This is a genomic window from Martinezella sp. CNPSo 3957, assembly GCF_057784395.1.
Window position 1 is genome coordinate 87,905 of sequence record NZ_JBXSOU010000010.1, and the last position, 17,329, is coordinate 105,233.

The 17,329-nt window shown below is 58.4% G+C and carries 10 protein-coding genes; 1 reads left to right on the top strand and 9 read right to left on the bottom strand.

The genetic code is table 11. The annotated features are described in order from the left end of the window. Positions 1-19 precede the first annotated feature (19 nt). Positions 20-2,494: a malto-oligosyltrehalose synthase gene (gene treY / locus AC13QE_RS22305; protein ID WP_488485283.1), complete on the bottom strand. Its 2,475-nt coding sequence runs from the start codon at positions 2,492-2,494 to the stop codon at positions 20-22. A 91-nt stretch (positions 2,495-2,585) separates the two neighbouring features. Between treY and treZ the strand changes: the two genes are divergently transcribed. After that, positions 2,586-4,385: a malto-oligosyltrehalose trehalohydrolase gene (gene treZ / locus AC13QE_RS22310; protein ID WP_488485284.1), complete on the top strand. Its 1,800-nt coding sequence runs from the start codon at positions 2,586-2,588 to the stop codon at positions 4,383-4,385. A gap of 64 nt (positions 4,386-4,449) precedes the next feature. On the opposite strand, the gene AC13QE_RS22315 is transcribed toward treZ, so the two are convergent. The 8 genes from AC13QE_RS22315 to AC13QE_RS22350 all read right to left on the bottom strand — a co-directional run bounded on the left by AC13QE_RS22315 (position 4,450) and on the right by AC13QE_RS22350 (position 17,311). After that, positions 4,450-4,800, bottom strand: a complete 351-nt coding sequence (locus AC13QE_RS22315; protein WP_488485389.1) for a response regulator — start codon at positions 4,798-4,800, stop codon at positions 4,450-4,452. 127 nt (positions 4,801-4,927) lie between these two features. Continuing rightward, entirely contained in the window at positions 4,928-7,159 is a 2,232-nt protein-coding gene (gene glgB / locus AC13QE_RS22320; RefSeq protein ID WP_488485285.1) for a 1,4-alpha-glucan branching protein GlgB, read from the bottom strand. Beyond that, positions 7,156-10,449 (bottom strand): maltose alpha-D-glucosyltransferase, encoded by a 3,294-nt coding sequence (treS, locus tag AC13QE_RS22325; RefSeq protein WP_488485286.1) that lies wholly within the window; start codon positions 10,447-10,449, stop codon positions 7,156-7,158. The genes glgB and treS overlap by 4 nt, the downstream gene beginning before the upstream one ends. Before the next feature lies 1 nt (position 10,450). Beyond that, positions 10,451-13,669 carry an alpha-1,4-glucan--maltose-1-phosphate maltosyltransferase gene (locus AC13QE_RS22330; RefSeq protein ID WP_488485287.1) on the bottom strand — a complete coding sequence of 1,073 codons (3,219 nt, stop codon included), beginning with the start codon at positions 13,667-13,669 and terminating at the stop codon, positions 10,451-10,453. Positions 13,670-14,195: 526 nt separating this feature from the next. After that, positions 14,196-15,020: a transporter substrate-binding domain-containing protein gene (locus AC13QE_RS22335; protein WP_488485390.1), complete on the bottom strand. Its 825-nt coding sequence runs from the start codon at positions 15,018-15,020 to the stop codon at positions 14,196-14,198. A 67-nt stretch (positions 15,021-15,087) separates the two neighbouring features. Then, entirely contained in the window at positions 15,088-15,855 is a 768-nt protein-coding gene (locus tag AC13QE_RS22340; protein ID WP_488485288.1) for an ABC transporter ATP-binding protein, read from the bottom strand. After that, positions 15,852-16,592 carry an ABC transporter permease gene (locus AC13QE_RS22345; RefSeq protein ID WP_488485289.1) on the bottom strand — a complete coding sequence of 247 codons (741 nt, stop codon included), beginning with the start codon at positions 16,590-16,592 and terminating at the stop codon, positions 15,852-15,854. Before AC13QE_RS22345 ends, AC13QE_RS22340 begins: the two co-directional genes overlap by 4 nt. Next, on the bottom strand, positions 16,592-17,311 hold the full coding sequence (locus AC13QE_RS22350) for an ABC transporter permease (RefSeq protein WP_488485290.1): 720 nt from the start codon (positions 17,309-17,311) through the stop codon (positions 16,592-16,594). Before AC13QE_RS22350 ends, AC13QE_RS22345 begins: the two co-directional genes overlap by 1 nt. Positions 17,312-17,329 lie beyond the last annotated feature (18 nt).

Sequence of the window (17,329 nt, forward strand, 5' to 3'; positions counted from 1 at the left end):
TGGATCCGCGCCAGGTTCCTCACCTATTTCCCACGAGCAGGGATAGGGGATGATCGGCAAACAGCTGCGCTGCGAGAAGATTGTCGGCTGAGACCGGCCGATCCGTGAAGAGATCATACAGCGGCCCCTTGAACTCTCGCGGCATCATCACAGCGGTGTCCTTCCAGAAATCCGATGAAGGCATGCCAACCAAGCGCGGCACGATCGTAACCGTTATTTCGCGCTCGTGAACGCGTGCGAAGGCCACGAGATTCGACGCACGTGTCCCTCTGGTTTCCAAGGGCACGTATTTTCCTTCAAGGAAAAGAGAGGGGTGCTGATTGCGGTAGCGCAGCACCTTGCGGATGATTTGCCGTTTCAAGGAAGCCGAATCGGATGCAAGGGGATCGGCTCCTCCCATGTCAGTCCATAGATGGTCGACCGGCCTTCGATTGTCCGGATCGACCAGGCTGAAATCGAGACCTTCCGTACCCTGATAGATATCGGGAACGCCGGGAGCCGTGAGTTTGATTAGCAACTGGGACAGGCTGTTGCGGAAACCAAACTCCACGAAAGGGCGCAGCGTCCGGTCGAAATCACGAATGAACTCCTGATTATCCTCCGAAAACAAGGCGGCAGCATAGGCTTGGACTGTATGCTCATACGCCGGATTTTCATCCATCCAATCCGTCCGGAGCTTGGCTTCTCGGATCGCTTTCAAGGCATAGGCGCAAAACCGCTCCTTCAGTTCGTTCCGATCAGCTCCTTCGACGTCCTGCGGCCAAATGCCGGCAAGCGCCTGGTAAAGCATCCATTCGATATTGGGCTCAGGCGCAGGCCCATCGGCAAGGCTCGAGCGAAAAGAAGAATTCATGTTGCGCCACCGCTCGACACCGGCAATCCAGGCACCGGGATCCTGCGTCAGACTGTAGAGGCGGGCGCGGGCGTCCTCTCCTCGCTTGGTATCATGCGTCGATGTCGAGGAAAGGCCGCGGCGTTGTCGCTGAAATCGATCAGTCATGAATTGATGAAAGGCCGATACCGAGCCCGGCGGCACATGCGGCTCGCCTCCGACCTCGTTCAATGCGATCAGACGGTTGTACCGATAAAACAGCGTGTCCTCGACCGCCTTTGCCATTATCGGGCCACTGAGCTGCTGAAATCTGGCTCGAAATTCCAGAGCTTCAGCTGCAGCAACATCCCCTTTTAAAAGACGCCTGAGCCCATCAAGGGCATCGATGGTCGGCAATCGGCTTCGGGCCGTCTCGCAGGCATTCTCGATGACCGCGACGTCATCGGACGATGCAGCTTCCCGATAACTGTAGGTACGGTAAACCGGAAAGGCGACCAGCAGTTCGCGAAGCGCCGACGCTATTTCCTGCGCGTCGAGATCGGGAAAAATCGAACATGCCAGGCTCGTCAAACGCCTCATCTCGCCGGCAAAATTGCGCTCGACCATCAACAGCTTCGCTCTGCGCAAACCTGCGGCGAAGTCGGCCTCCTCCTCACTGACGGACTTGTAGGCTTCATCCAGCTTGAGCAAGCCCTCCTCGTTCACGAAGAGATCAGCCATGACGGCGATGAATTCGTAGCCGGTCGTCCCCGACACCGGCCAATCCACAGGCAGCGTCTCGCCGCGGGCAAGGATTTTCTCGACTACGATGAAAGTGTCTGGACCAACAGCCTGCCGCAAACGCTCGAGATAGTTCTTCGGGTCGGCCAACCCGTCGATATGGTCGACGCGTAATCCTTGGACCTGTCCGGCGCGAACCAATTCGATGATCAGCCGATGCATGTCGTTGAAGACCCGTGCGTCCTCCACCCGCATCCCGACCAGGCCTGCCACCTCGAAGAAGCGCCTGTAGCTGAGGTTTTCGGCGGCGTCTTTCCAATAGAGCAATTGCCAGTGCTGTTCCGCAAGCAGTTTTCTCATCGCGGCCGCATCGTTCGAAAATGCGCGCAACCGCTCCGCATCCGTTCCTATGTCCGCCGTCAGCCGCTCGGCACTTTCGATCGAGAGCGGAAGCAGATCGTCGAAATAGACCAAATAGATGCCCCCACCCGCAGGCTCGTAGCGAAGATGGAACTCCGCGGCGGCCAGGCTTTCCTCGAACGGCCGCCCGAGCAGCGGCAAGGTGAGCTTGCGGCGCCAGTCAATATCGAAATGGCCGGCATAGGCGCTGCTCGATCCACGCTGCAGCACGTCACGCCACCAGGCGTTTTCCACGGAAGCGGCCATATGGTTGGGCACGATATCGAGGATCAGGCCCAGCTTCGCCTGCTGCAAGGCCGTGCAGAAGGCATCGAACCCGGCGCGGCCGCCAAGCACCGGGTCGATCTCGTTCGCATCCGTGACATCATAGCCATGTGTCGATCCCTTCGTGGCTGCAAAGATCGGCGAGGCATAGACATGGCTGATGCCGAGATCCTTCAGATAGGGAACCAGTTCCGTTGCCCTGTCGAAGGTGAGATCTCCGCGAAACTGCAGGCGATAGGTAGAGGTTAAGACAGTCATAGCTTCCTCGCTGCGTCGGGCCGCCTTAACGAACGGGACTGGAAGAGATCTGTTCCCACCTCGGGAACCGTTCCCAGCAAGATGCGTTGGAATGCAGGAAAATTTCAGCGCCATCGACGGACGGGATGTCATGCAGCACAGCTTCGCATTTGGGCCACAACTCAACGAGAATGCCGTCCTGTTCCGCCTGTGGGCGCCGTTGACGGAGCGCGTGCTCGTCCGCATCGAACAGCGTGGGGAATGGAGCATGCGGCGGAGGCAGGACGGATGGCATGTCGTTGAAGTCAAGGATGCGCAGATCGGCGATCGCTATAAATTCGTGCTGGGCGACGGGTTTGCCGTTCCGGATCCTGCCTCGCGCTTTCAACCCGAAGACGTCCACGGCCCGAGCGAGCTAATCGATCCAATGTTTGAATGGCAAACGCAGGCATGGAAGGGACGCCGCTGGGAGGAAATCGTCATCTACGAACTGCATGTCGGCGCCTTCACCGAAGCTGGTACGTTTCTAGCGGCTATCGAAAAGCTCGACCATTTGCAGCGCCTTGGAATAACGGCCATTCAACTCATGCCGCTTTCGGATTTTCGCGGCCGATATGGGTGGGGTTACGATGGTGTTTTACCCTATGCACCGGATAGCAGCTATGGTCGCCCCGAACATCTCAAAATGCTCGTCGATGCCGCACATGAGCGGGGCATCTGCGTCTTTCTCGATGTGGTCTATAATCATTTCGGGCCGGATGGGAACTATCTGCCACGCTACGCGCCGATCTTTGGCGACCGGCACGAAAGCGTCTGGGGCAAGGGGCTGAATTACGATGGCGACGACAGCCGTTTCGTCCGGGATTTCGTCATCGAAAATGCAATCTATTGGCTGAGCGAGTTTCGGATTGATGGTTTGCGGCTCGATGCCGTACACGCGATGAAGGACGATAGCGATCCGCATATCCTTCTCGAACTTGCCGATCGCGTCAGAAGCGCATTTCCCAAACGCCAAATCCATCTGATCGTCGAGAACGAGGATAACGACTCGGCTCTCCTCGCTCGCGCCGAAGATGGCAAGCCGCGCCATTTTACGGCGCAGTGGAATGATGACATCCACCACGCTCTTCATGTGGCGGCCACGGGCGAGACCTTCGGCTACTATCAAGATTATGCCGATTGGGGACCACCTTTGAGCCGCGCGCTTGCCGAAGGCTTCGCGTTTCAAGGAGAGCACATGGAGTATCGAGGCCGGCCAAGGGGATCGCCGAGCGCTGGCTTGCCGCCATCGGCCTTTATCTCATTCATCCAGAACCATGACCAGATCGGCAATCGGGCGCGCGGCGATCGCATGATTTCCTCCCACCCGATCGAGGCGATAAAGGCCGTTGCAGCGATCTATCTTCTCTCGCCGCAGATCCCCATGCTGTTCATGGGTGAGGAATGGGGCGCTGCCGATCCCTTTCCCTTCTTTTGCGACTTCGACGAAGAACTCAACGCCAAGGTAAGACTTGGCCGCAAGGAGGAACTGAAGCGCCTGCCCGGCTTCGAAGCGGAGGACGCGTGCGACCCGACGGCCGAAGCCACCTTCCGCAGCGCCAAATTGCGCTGGGACAAAATGAATGAGAACCCGGCAATTGGTGACTATTACGAGCAGTTGCTAAAGCTCAGACATCAGGTGATCGTGCCGCTCCTTGGCGACGCACGTAGTTGTGTGGCAACCTACGATCCAGACGCCTCGCCCCTCCGAGTGCGCTGGCAAATGGGGTCCTCAAACCTTCATCTGACAGCCAATCTGTCGAACACGTCTGTTGTTTTGAAAAGCCCCATTGAGGGGCAGGTATTTTTTTCGTCGGACGGCATGGCAAACAACGCGATCGGATCGTGGAGCATTGTTTGGAGCCTGTCATAAGCCACATTGTGAAGCTGAATGACGAGCTTGCGCCGCTCTTCGAAAGACTTCGAGCCTCGCCGGCTTAACCTTGTAGGCGCTGCGCCTTTTCCAAGGCATCGACGATCATTTTGTCGGTAAATGGCTTGTCGATTACTCCGACTGCTCCTTCGAGGCCGTATCCAACCCGCTCTGGGCTGCCGGTCACAAAGATCACTTTTATCCTGAATCGATCCGTCAATCGGCGAGCGAGCCCAGCTCCGCTATGGCCATCGGCTAAGCCGAGATCCACGAAAGCCACCTGTGCCTTTGATGCATAGGCCAAGGCCTGCTCTGCCGTCATGAAGGAGCCAACGATTTCATGACCGGCTTCGGTAGCGATACGTTCCAATTCGAGTGCCACCAAGGGCTCATCCTCGACAATCATAATCTTCATCACAACCTCCTCATGCAATAAAAGATAGATCAAATTGGAAGAAAGACGATGTTCGCTACCGGACGGTTCTGTCGAATGCGCAGCCACGATAGTATCGTCTACTTCCCAAGACGGCAGGCCTTCAGGGTCACTCACCTCCCGTCATCGCTTCTCCATCCTCAAAGAGAAACATCGCCGTTGAAAGAGGGGCAAAATCGAGGAGAAGAGACTGGCGGCGCCCATGCGCGGGAAGATCGTCGGTAAGACGATCGCCAGAGCCCATGCCTGCTCCGCCATAAACGAAATCATCGGTATCGAGTATCCGCCGCCAGAGGCCGGAAAAAGGGACGCCTATCCTATATCCACCTCGGAAAATCGGAGTGAAATTCGAGATGACTAGAATGGCCGACCGTCGCCCCGCATCGAAGCGCAGCATTCCGAAAATCGACTGTTCGGCATCATCCGCGACCGCCCATTCAAAGCCGTCGGGCACCATATCGCCATGCTGCAGGCAGGGAAAATGCCTGTAGATCCGGTTCAGATCGCGCACTAGCCGCTGCAGGCCAGCGTGGGACGGTTCATCCAGGAGATCCCATTCCACGGAACTGTCGTGGCTCCATTCCGACCACTGACCGATCTCATCGGCCATAAAGAGAAGCTTCTTACCCGGATGTCCCCACATGAAGCCGAAAAGAGCGCGGAGATTGGCCATCTTCTGCCAGGGGTCGCCGGGCATCTTGGCGAGCATCGAACCCTTTCCATGCACGACTTCGTCATGCGAAAACGGCAGGATGAAGCGCTCGCTATAGGCATAGATCATGCCGAAGATCATCGAGCCATGATGATACTTTCGATAGACCGGATCGTCGCACATGTAATGGAGCGTGTCATGCATCCATCCCATGTTCCACTTCATGTCGAAGCCGAGCCCGCCTTCCGCGGTGGGTTTCGTGATGTTCGGAAAAGCGGTCGATTCCTCAGCGATCATCAGCGCATGCGGAAAGCGTTCGTGAACGATGCTGTTCAGATGCTTGAAGAATTCGATGGCCTCCAGATTTTCGCGCCCGCCGTAGCGGTTCGGGATCCACTCTCCTTCCGGGCGGCTATAGTCGCGATAGAGCATGGAGGCGACGGCATCGACGCGCAGTCCGTCCACATGATAGCGGTCAAGCCATTCGAGCGCGCTTGCAATCAGGAAGCCTTTGACCTCGTTGCGGCCGAGATTATAGATCAGCGTATTCCAGTCGCGATGGAAACCCTCCCGCGGATCCTCATGCTCATAAAGCGCGGTTCCGTCAAAACGCGCCAATCCCCACACATCCGTCGGGAAATGCGCCGGCACCCAATCCAGGATGACACCGAGCCCTTCCTGGTGGCAGCGATCGACGAAATAGGCGAAGTCTTCGGGCGTGCCGTGGCGCCCGGTCGGCGCAAACAGACCGAGTGGCTGATAGCCCCACGATCCCCCAAAAGGATGCTCCATGATCGGCAGCAGTTCGATATGGGTGAAACCCATTTCGCTGACATAGGGAATGAGCCGCTGCGAGAGTTCGATCCAATCCAGCGCGCGGCCGCCATCTTCCATGTCGCGCAGCCAGGAGCTGGCATGAACCTCGTAAATCGAGAGCGCCTTAGCGAAATGATCGGCGTTTCGGCAATTGTCCATCCAGGTATGATCGTTCCAGCGGAAGGGTTCGGACGACGCCACCACGGACGCCGTCGATGGCGCCGGCTCCGCTGCCCGGGCGACCGGATCGGCCTTCTGCGGAAGCAGGTTGCCGACCCGGTCGACAATCTCGAACTTGTAACGTTCGCCGACCGTGATATGCGGAATGAATATCTCCCAGACACCCGCCTGCGGCCGCAGTCTCATCGGATGGCGGCGGCCGTCCCAGGCGTTGAAGTCGCCGACCACCGATACGCGGCGTGCATTTGGCGCCCAGACCGCGAAACGCACGCCCGCGATATCGTCAATCGTCATCGGGTTGGCGCCGAGAGCCTTGCTCAGGTTGTAATGCGTGCCTTGCGAGATCAGATGGAGATCCAGATCGCCAAGCAACGGCGCAAAGCTGTAGGGGTCGGCCGTCACCTGGATTGCATCGGGCCATTGAATCTTCAGATAATAGGCGTTGCGTTCGGCAAGTGTGACGCCGAACAGGCCGGCGGGATGGATAAGATCGGCCGACGCCAGAACGCGACCACTGTCTCGATCGAGGATTTCGACGCGCAAAGCCCCCGGCAGATAGGCTCTAACGCTGTAGCGGCCGTCCACACCTTGGTGCATGCCGAGGATGGAAAAGGGATCTCCATGCTGCCCCTCCACCAAGGCCTGCATGGAACCCGCATCCATTCCGCTGAGAATGTCGGCAACATCGCTCATGAGCGGCTCTCCGAAAGGCGAGCTATGATGGCGGCAAGTCCGTTTAGCGGGATCGGAAGCCACTTCGGCCGGTTTCGTGCCTCGTAGGCGATCTCATAGGCGGCCTTCTCCAGAAGAAAAATATCGATGATCCGCCGAACTTCCGCAGACTCCTTGGGCAAATCGGGCGAAACCGCCAGCGCCTCGATATAGGAGGTTAGAAAAATGCGTTCCGCATTTTCCGCGAAGCGCCGGATCACCTCGCGGCGGCGGGCATCGTGATGATCAGAAATGGCATCGTTTTCGAGCATGGCGGTAGCTGAGAGATAGTCGAGCGACCGCAGCAGACCGGCAGCGTCGCGCAACGGGCTCGTCTTGGCGCGGCGTTCGGCAAGATTGCGCGCCGGCTCACCCTCGAAATCGATGATAACGGCATCGCCTTCCGTCACTAGGATCTGGCCGAGGTGGAAATCGCCATGCGCGCGCGTCAACAAGGTTCCTTTCGCTTTGCCCGCCACCGCGCTGGCAAGCGCGATGATCCTGTCGCGTTCGGCAAGCAGCAAGGATATGCGCTCCGCGATCTCAGGCTCGACACTGTCTTCAAGGTCGGTCAGCTTGGAAAAAGCATAGGTAATTTCGCCTGTTACGGTTTCGCGAATGGCGGCGACATCGCGTGCGTCCGCCCGACGCGGCGCGAAGGCTTCGTTGTCGGTCGGCTGCGCCAGCAAGACGTGCAGTTCTCCGAGGCGTTCGCCGACCATGGAAATAAAATGCAGAAGCGGACGCAGCTGTTCGTCGGCCGCCTCGACTGGAGATTCGGTGATAACGATCTCGTCAGCAGCGCGGCGCAGGTTCGACAGCATCCAATTCCAAGCATCGCCCTGATTGCGGATCGCTCCTTGCACGATGATCAGCGTCGAACGGCGACCTTCGCCGTCGGTTCGGGCGACCTCGCCCAAGAGAGGGGCGGTATGCTCATAACCATGTTCCGTCAAATAACGCGTCATCTCGACTTCCGGATGGACGCCGACGAAGACATGGCGGATCAGCTTGATCATCGCCAAGTCTCCGACGAGCAAGGAGCTGTTGGATTGTTCGGCCGAAAGCCAGCGGATCGGCATATCCTCGGTCAAGGCTAGGCAATCGAGCCGATCGGTGCCGATGAATTCGATCATGCCGGTGCGCCCGCTGACCGTCGAGCGATCGCACAAGCCTTGAAGGATGCCGCGTGCCATCATCTCGACGGCAAATCCATCGGTCAGAAATCCAACCCGCCTGCCCTGCCGAATGCGGGCAAGGGAAAGCTGCTGGGCGAGCACGTTGGGCGTCGTATCATCCCACTCGGCTGCAAGCGGCAATTGATAGCTCTCCACATGATCCGACAGCACAACCTCGATCTCGCCGAGCACGATACCGTCAGCAAAGGGTATCGGTGTCGCGGAAACGAGTCTCGCTTCCTGCAGGGCCTGGTCCTTGGCGCCGAACCAGCGGCGCTTCGAAAGGTAGGCCGGCAGAATATCCCTACTCAGCACCGCAATATGATGCGGTAGTTCGGCAAGCTCCGTCAGGCTGCGCCTGATAACGATCGTCAGCAGATCGACAAGTTGCTCCGGCGGAGCCGTGCGCCAGGTTGGTCCGTCGGCCTCGACATTGAGCTGGAACCAGAAGAAACCATAGGGAGGCAGCGTGAGCAGATAGGTGAGCTGCCCGATCGGCGGGAACGGCGACATGCCGGTCAACTCCACAGGAACCCGCCCTTCGAACTGCTGCAGATCGAGCTCGACCGCCTGGGGAACGCGCGACAGGTTTGCGACGCAAAGAATGACCTCGTCGCCATATTCGCGCAAATAGGCGAGAATCCGCCGGTTCGCCGGTGTCAGAAAGCGCAATGAACCCCGGCCGAAGGCGCTGTGGCGACCGCGCAGCGCCAGCATGCGCCGTGTCCAATTCAACAGCGAATGTGCGTCCGACACCTGTGCTTCGACGTTCAACGCCTCATAACCGTAGAGCGGATCGGCGACCGGCGGCAATACGAGGCGTGCCGGATCTGCGCGCGAAAAGCCGCCATTGCGATCGGGGGACCATTGCATCGGGGTGCGCACCCCATCCCGGTCGCCGAGATAAATATTGTCTCCCATGCCGATCTCGTCGCCGTAATAGACGATCGGTGTTCCGGGCATGGACAGCAACAACGCATTCATGAGCTCGATCCGGCGGCGGTCGCGTTCCATCAATGGCGCCAGCCGGCGGCGGATGCCAAGGTTGATGCGGGCGCGCTTATCGGAGGCATAGGTCTCCCACAGATAATCGCGTTCAGCGTCAGTGACCATTTCGAGTGTCAACTCGTCGTGATTTCTGAGGAAGATCGCCCATTGGCAGATTTCGGGGATATCAGGCGTTTGACGTATGATGTCGGTGATCGGGAAGCGGTCCTCCTTGGCAATCGCCATGTACATGCGCGGCATCAGGGGGAAATGGAACGCCATGTGGCATTCGTCGCCGTCGCCGAAATATTCTCGCGTGTCCTCTGGCCACTGGTTTGCCTCGGCAAGGAGCAGCACGCCGGAATGTGTCGCATCAAGCGCCGCACGGATCTGTTTAAGGATCAGATGGGTTTCCGGCAGGTTTTCGTTGTTGGTGCCTTCGCGCTCGACAAGATAGGGGATTGCATCGAGCCGGAAGCCATCGATCCCGGTCTCAAGCCAGAAGCGCATGACATCGATAATTTCCTTCATGACCAGCGGATTATCGAAATTGAGATCTGGCTGATGCGAATAGAAGCGATGCCAGTAATAGGCGCCCGCCACGGGATCGAATGTCCAGTTCGATTTTTCCGTATCGAGAAAAATGATGCGGGTCTCGGGAAATTTCAGGTCGGTGTCCGACCAGACGTAGAAGTCTCGTTCGGGGCTTCCGGCAGGCGATTGCCGCGCGCGCTGGAACCAGGGATGCTGGTCCGACGTGTGATTGATGACAAGCTCGATAATGACGCGGATATTGTGTTCATGCGCCGCCGCCACGAACTTCCGGAAATCCTCGAGCGTCCCGTAGTCCGGGCTGACGTTGCGATAGTCGGCGATGTCATAGCCGTCATCGCGCCGCGGCGAGGGAAAGAACGGCAGGAGCCAAATGGCATTCACGCCAAGTGCAGCTATATAATCAAGCTTCTGGTAGAGGCCTTCGAAGTCGCCGATGCCATCGCCATTGGCATCGTAAAAGGACTTGATGTGCAGCTGATAGATGATCGCATCCTTGTACCATAGCGGGTCGTCGGCCAGCTTATCGCTCTCGGCCATGTGAACAGTGTCCATCTCAGACCTCCCCTGCCCTGACGCGCCAAATGGCAAAAGGCAAATAAGCCGGATCGAGGCGGATCATCTGCCACTTCCCCGAACGACTGAATCTTTGGCCGCTGACGAGATCCTCGAAAGCGAGTGTGCCATCATCTGCCAAGCCGAACCGCCAGAGCGGAAATTCGATATTGCTTTCCTCTATCGCGTGCGGATTGAGCGTCACGGCGACAAAAAGAACGTTGTGGCGTCCGACGCTTGCCTTCTCGAAAAACATGACGTTGGGGTTCGATGAGGGCAGAAAGGTCAGGCCGAGATGTGAATGCAGGGCTGAATTATTCTTGCGAATGCGGTTGAGCATCGAGATTTCCGCCTTGATGTTGCCCGGTCGATCGTAATCCCAGGCGCGGATCTCGTATTTTTCACTATCGGCATATTCCTTGCGCTTGGCATCCGGCCGTCCCTCGCAAAGTTCGAAGCCGTTATAAACGCCCCAAAGGCCGGACAGCGTGGCAGCCAGTGCGGCCCGGATCAAATAGGCTGAGCGCGGCGCGTTCTGCAGGAAGTCCGGATTGATATCATGGGTGTTGACGAAGAAATGCGGACGAAAGAATTCGGTGACCTCACCTTGAGTAAGCTCGGTCAGATATTCCTCCAGCTCCGCTCTTGTGTTGCGCCATGTAAAGTAGGTGTAGGACTGGGAGAAGCCGACCTTCGCCAGCCGGTACATCACCTTCGGCCTTGTGAAGGCTTCCGAAAGAAACACGACCTTCGGATGACGCGCGCGAATATCGCCGATCAGCCACTCCCAGAAGGGAAAAGGCTTGGTATGGGGATTGTCGACGCGAAAGATTTCTACGCCTTCCTCGATCCACATTTCGACGATGTCGCGCAGTTCGGCCCAAAGTGCCGGCACCGCCTCCGGTGCGTAGAAATCGACATTGACGATATCTTCGTATTTCTTCGGCGGATTTTCCGCATAACGGATCGTACCGTCGGGGCGCCAGTCGAACCACCCCGGATGTTCCTTTAGCCACGGGTGGTCGGGAGAGGCTTGAATCGCCAGGTCGAGCGCGATCTCCAATCCGAACCGCCCTGCTTCCGAAATCAGATGCTCGAAGTCATCGAATTGTCCAAGGAGGGGGTGGATCGCTTCATGCCCGCCGGCTTCCGAACCAATTGCGTAAGGACTGCCCGGGTCCGTGGGAGCGGCGACGAGAGAATTGTTCCGGCCTTTACGGTTGGTGTGGCCGATCGGATGGATCGGCGGGAAGTAGAGCACGTCAAAGCCCATATCCCGGATTGCCGGCAAACGTGCGATGACGTCCTCGAACGTGCCATGGCGATGGGGGTCACCGCTCTGCGAACGTGGAAAGATCTGATACCAGCTCGCAAAGGCGGCCTCTCGGCGCTCGGCTTCCACACCATAGATCCGCGAGTGCGAGGCAAAGGGACGGCGGTCGGCGAGCGCCATGAGTTTGTTTGTGCGTGTGGCAAGCAGCAATTCAAGCTTGCCCGGCCCGTCGCGCCTTTCGAGCTCGGCAAGCAGCGCACCGAGCTCCGCCCTGTCCTCATCCCTCATCGGTATGCCGCCATCGGCTGCGGCATCGCGGATCAACTCTTCGCCTTCGATCAATTCCAGCCGCAGATCGAGCCGCGCCTCGCTCTTCTTGAGAAGCTCGTGGCGGAAGATGGCGAAGGGATTTTTCCAGGCTTCGACCATGAAATCGAAGCGGCCCACGCGATCGAGAAGGAAGGCGCCCCGCCAACGATCGTTTTCGGAAAGGACCATTTTGGTTTGACGCCAATCCAGCTCATCGCGGGTGCGGTAAAGGAGAGCGGCCGACAGCAGATCATGGCCATCTGCAAAGATGTCCGCCTCAACGACCACGGTATCGCCGACGATGCGCTTGACCGCAAAACGGCCATCGTCGACCTGCGGCGTAACATGCTCGATGGCGATGCGCGGAGAAGCTGTCGCTTCAGCGAGGGACAATTCCCCTTCGTCAGCCATGACGGCGGAGCGGGCCTCCGTTGTAACAACACATACCTCGCCTGGAGCGATCCTCCGGTGACTAAGCATCGCCTCTATGGGCAGGAAAGGCGAAGCCAAGCGACGCATGATGTCGTCAGGCAGTTCCGCGGCACGACGCAGATCTCTGTTGACAGCGAGAAGCCGCGCCTGAGTTGCACCCCGTAATGCGGGCCGATCAGCCTGGGCGATCACCGTCACTTGGCTCGTTGTTTCACATTGAAGAAGCATCCATTGAGTGGGCGCGCGTGAAGCAGAATTCAGGTCGCGTATATCGGCCGAGATATCGTAGGCTCCCTCAGCTTTGAGGATACGCAGACCCTGTCCATGACCATATGTCGGATCGAGCGGCAGGGTGGCGCCAAATTCGAAACCCATTGGCACCAGCAATCCGTCGCCGAGTTCGGCCGCAAGATGGAGGGCGCGGCGTGATTTTCGCTCGCGGATTTCCCTGCTTTCGGTACCATGTGCCAAACGCCTTCCAAACGGCACCTCTGGAAAGGCGATCTGCGGTCCGAAAGGAAGCTGCAGGTGATATTCCTCCAGGAACCAGCTTTCGCGCAGATCCCACCAGGCAAGCGAGGAAAAGGCACCATCGAAGCCGCAGTCCTGTAATGCTGAACGCAGAGCGAAATCGGTTCCCGGCGTGTACGCAAAAAACCTGGTTCCCGGTCGTGCCGTTTTCGCGCTGGTCATCAAGCGTCGCCAGCCATCGGCAGGCACGCCGGCGAGCCCAAGGACCCGATAACCGGCGATCCCACAGGACGCAAGCTCCGTCAGCCGCGCTTCCCACTCGTCGATTACCGCGGCCGGCAATAGCGCTATAGGCTTAGTTGAAGAGAGGGGCGACCGCCGTGGGTCGAGCGGGGTAACGTCGGTTGTAGTCCCCGCATCATACGCGGTAACCACAAAATCCAGCATGAGTTCGATCCCCGATGCTCGCGCCTCCTGCGCCAGCATGGAAAGAGCCTCTTTTGCATCTCCTTCCAGCTCGAGCGCCGGATCCAGATGCTCGTAATTGTCCGTGGAAAAAAGACCAGTGCCTGTCTTTTTGCGAAAGGGCGGAGCCGAGAGCACGATGTCGAAGCCGAGCATGCTCGCGTGATCAAATACCTCGCTCCATCGGTCTCGCCCCGCCAGCAGCAATGGATTCACATAGTAGATCCGCGGATGGTTGAATGCGGTATCTGACTGAGCTGCGAGTGGCATCAGGCAATTCTCCACGCGTGACGCGGCAGTGAATTATTGTTTCGACAATCACCGAACCTAACCTACAGGCAGCTTAGTTGTTCCAATGCGAGCAACTTGCACTTGAGTGAATAGCTTGCCCTTCGAGATCACAAAGGATCTGTGTTTCGGCGATAATCGATGGAAAGCCGCGGCTTTTTCTGCTTTCCAAATCTTTGGTCGCCTGAAAAATCAGTTGCACGAGTGCAGCTGATGACGACCTAGCGGGCAGCAAACGAGATCAGTCAGGCGGCCTATCCTGCCCACAGGCCCGGCACGTTTGGCAGTAATCTTGGACGCGGGGCTTCTATATTCCAGTAAAGAGCTTGGCCTGAGTACTAAGACGACGCAAAACTCGATAAAGCCGAGTTTCCCACGCCGGAACATGGAGTGGGAAAAACGTGATGTGAGAATCTCCGCAAAACCGAAAGCCGTGAAATCAGCGTAAGTGACACACCTGCTTCAATGTCCGTGCAGCCCCGCATAGGATCGGGATGTCAGTAGCGTTTCACTTCGGCGTCACGTCAAAACCGAACCACTTCTGAGAGAGCTTAGCGATCGTGCCGTCGGCCTTGGCTGCGGCGATCGCATCGTTGAACATGGCTTTCAGCTCCACGTCGTCCTTGCGCAAACCGACGGAGCTGCCGCGACCGAGCATGCCCCCCTGGAAACGCGGGCCAGCGACGATCATGTCCTCATTGCCCGGCTTTGCCGCTGCCGTCGAAAGATAGGCCATGGACGCCATGATGATATCGACGCGGCCGGCCTTCAGATCAAGATCATGCTGTTCGGTGGTCTTGTATTCGCGGATCTCGGCAACGCCCTTCAGGTATTTATCCAGGAAAGTCGCAGCGATCGATGCGGTCTGCACGCCGATCGTCTTGCCCTTGAGCAAGGGTTCAAGCTCCTTCACCGCCTTGGCGGCGCCGGCTTCGTCCGTTGCGAGCGAAAAGACTTCGCCCTTCAAAGGCAGGTTGGCAAGTGGGGAGTCTTTCAATGTCGCAAAAGTCTGCCCGGTCGTACCGTAGGAATCGCTGAAGGCAATGACTTCTTCACGCTTGGCAGTCGCCGACATGCCGGAAATGATCGCATCGAACTTGCCGGCATTCAGCGCCGGGATCATGCCATCAAAGGGCTGGATCACGGTCGTGCATTCAACCTTCATATGGGCGCAGAAATATTTGATCAGCTCGATTTCATAGCCGTCGAGGCTGCCGTCAGCCTTGGTAAAGTTCCACGGCCGGAAAGCGCCTTCGGTCGCGATCGTCACATGTGTCCATTTCTTTTCCTCAGCGCGTACCGCCGTCGAAACGGCCAAGGCGGCGATCATCATGAACGCCGTCAAAATTGCAGTCAGGTATTTCATGCTCGAGTTCCCCTTCTTGATTGAGCGTGATGCGTTATTGGCTGATGAACTGGCGGAAGCGCTCCGATTGCGAGTTCGAAAAGACGTCCTGGGGCTTGCCGTCTTCCTCGACGACGCCCCTGTGCAGGAAGATGACGCGGCTGGAGACGTCGCGCGCAAAACCCATCTCATGCGTGACGACCAGCATCGTGCGCCCTTCCTCGGCAAGAGAGCGCATGACGCGCAGCACTTCGCCGACAAGCTCGGGGTCGAGAGCCGACGTCGGCTCGTCGAACAGCATCACCTTCGGGTGCATGGCGAGAGCGCGGGCAATGGCGGCGCGCTGCTGCTGGCCGCCGGAGAGATGGGCAGGATAGAAATTGCGCTTGTCGGCAATGCCGACCTTGGCGAGCAGGGCTTCGGCTTCCTCTATACATTCGGCGCGCGAGCGGCGCTGAACGTGGATCGGCGCCTCGATCAGGTTTTCGAGGATCGTCTTGTGAGACCAGAGATTGAAGCTTTGGAACACCATTCCGAGCTGCGAACGGATCCGGTCGACCTGCTCTCCATCCGCCGCACGGTGCGCGCCTCGGGCGTTGCGCTGCATGCGGATCGTTTCGCCCGAGACGGTCACCTCACCGGAATCCGGTGTCTCCAGCAGATTGATGCAGCGAAGAAATGTCGATTTCCCCGAACCGGACGAGCCGAGAATCGAGACGACATCGCCTTCCATCGCATCGAGGGAAATGCCCTTGAGGACCTCGACAGGCCCGAAGCTCTTATGCATGTCGCGCACGCTGAGTGCGATTGGCATGGCCGTCATTGGGATTCTCCTGCAGGGGTCGCCGTTGCGGCACTCTCTCGCGTGACGAGCAGAGGAGCGCGCAAATGCGGGCTCAACCGGTATTCGGCAAATTGAATGAGACGCGTCAGCACGAAATTGATGAGGAGATAGATTGCTCCGGAGACCACGAAAACTTCGATTGCCCTATAGGTTTCCGAGATGATCTTGGCGGCGACGCCCGTTACCTCCATCAGCGTGATGATCGAGGCAAGCGACGTCGCCTTGACCATCGATATCATTTCGTTGCCATAGCCGGGCAAGGCTTGGCGGATCGCCAGTGGCAATATGATCCGGCGAAACATCAGAAAGCGATGCATGCCGCAAGCACGAGCAGCCTCGATCTGACCGTGCGGTACCGAAAGCAGGCCGCCGCGAATGATTTCGCTGGCATAGGCCGCGGTATTCAAGGTCAGCGCCAGAACAGCGCACCAGTAGGGATCGCGCAGGAACGGCCAGAAAATGCTGTGCCGTATGGCCGGAAACTGGCCGAGGCCGTAATAGATGAGAAATATCTGCACCAATAGCGGCGTGCCGCGGAAGATAAAGACATAGAGCCGCGCGAACCAATCCAGCACGGCGATGCCGGAAAGGCGCGCCAGCGCCAGCAGCAGTGCCAGGATGGCGCCGAGGCAGATCGACGTTACGGCAAGCTCGATCGTCAGGGGGATCGCGGCGATCAGGCTCAGGAATGTTTCTGCGAGAAACTGCCAATCCATCAACGCCTCCTCACGCCGCGCGACAACCGCCGCTCGGCCTGTTGAAGGATGAGGCTCGAAGACGTCGAGATCATCAGATAGATCGCGCCGGCGATCAGATAGAAATCGAACGGAAGCCCGGTCGAGCCGGCACCGACCTGAGCCTGACGCAAGAGTTCGGCAACGCCGGTGATCGATACCAGCGCCGATTCCTTCAGCACGACCTGCCAGACATTGCCGAGGCCTGGAAGCGCATGACGCAGGGTCAACGGCGCAATGATCCGCCGCAGGCGAAGCCAGCGCGGCATGCCGCAAGCAATGGCAGCCTCGATTTCACCGGGATGCACCGCCTTGAACCCACCCCGCAGCACCTCCGTGAACTGGGCACCCGAGGTGACGCCCACGGCAAGCGAGCCGGCAAGAAATCCGGGAAAACCAAGAAAGCCTTCCGCCCCGAAAAGCTTGCCAATCGCCGTGACGACAGCGCTTCCCCCGAAATAGAAGAGATAGATGACCAGCAGATCGGGAATGCCGCGCAATACGGTCGTGTAGGCATCGGCCACCGTGCGCGCAAAGCGATTGCCGGCAATCTTCGCCCAGGCACCGAAGGTCCCAATGAAGGCACCGACAGCATAGCCGGCAATCGCGACCAGGACCGTCATCCATGCCCCGGCGAGAAGGGCATGCCCCCAGCCGTCCGGGCCGAAGCCGGCAAGTTCGAATATGCCTGGCTGGTTCATGATGCTGCCCGGGTAAAG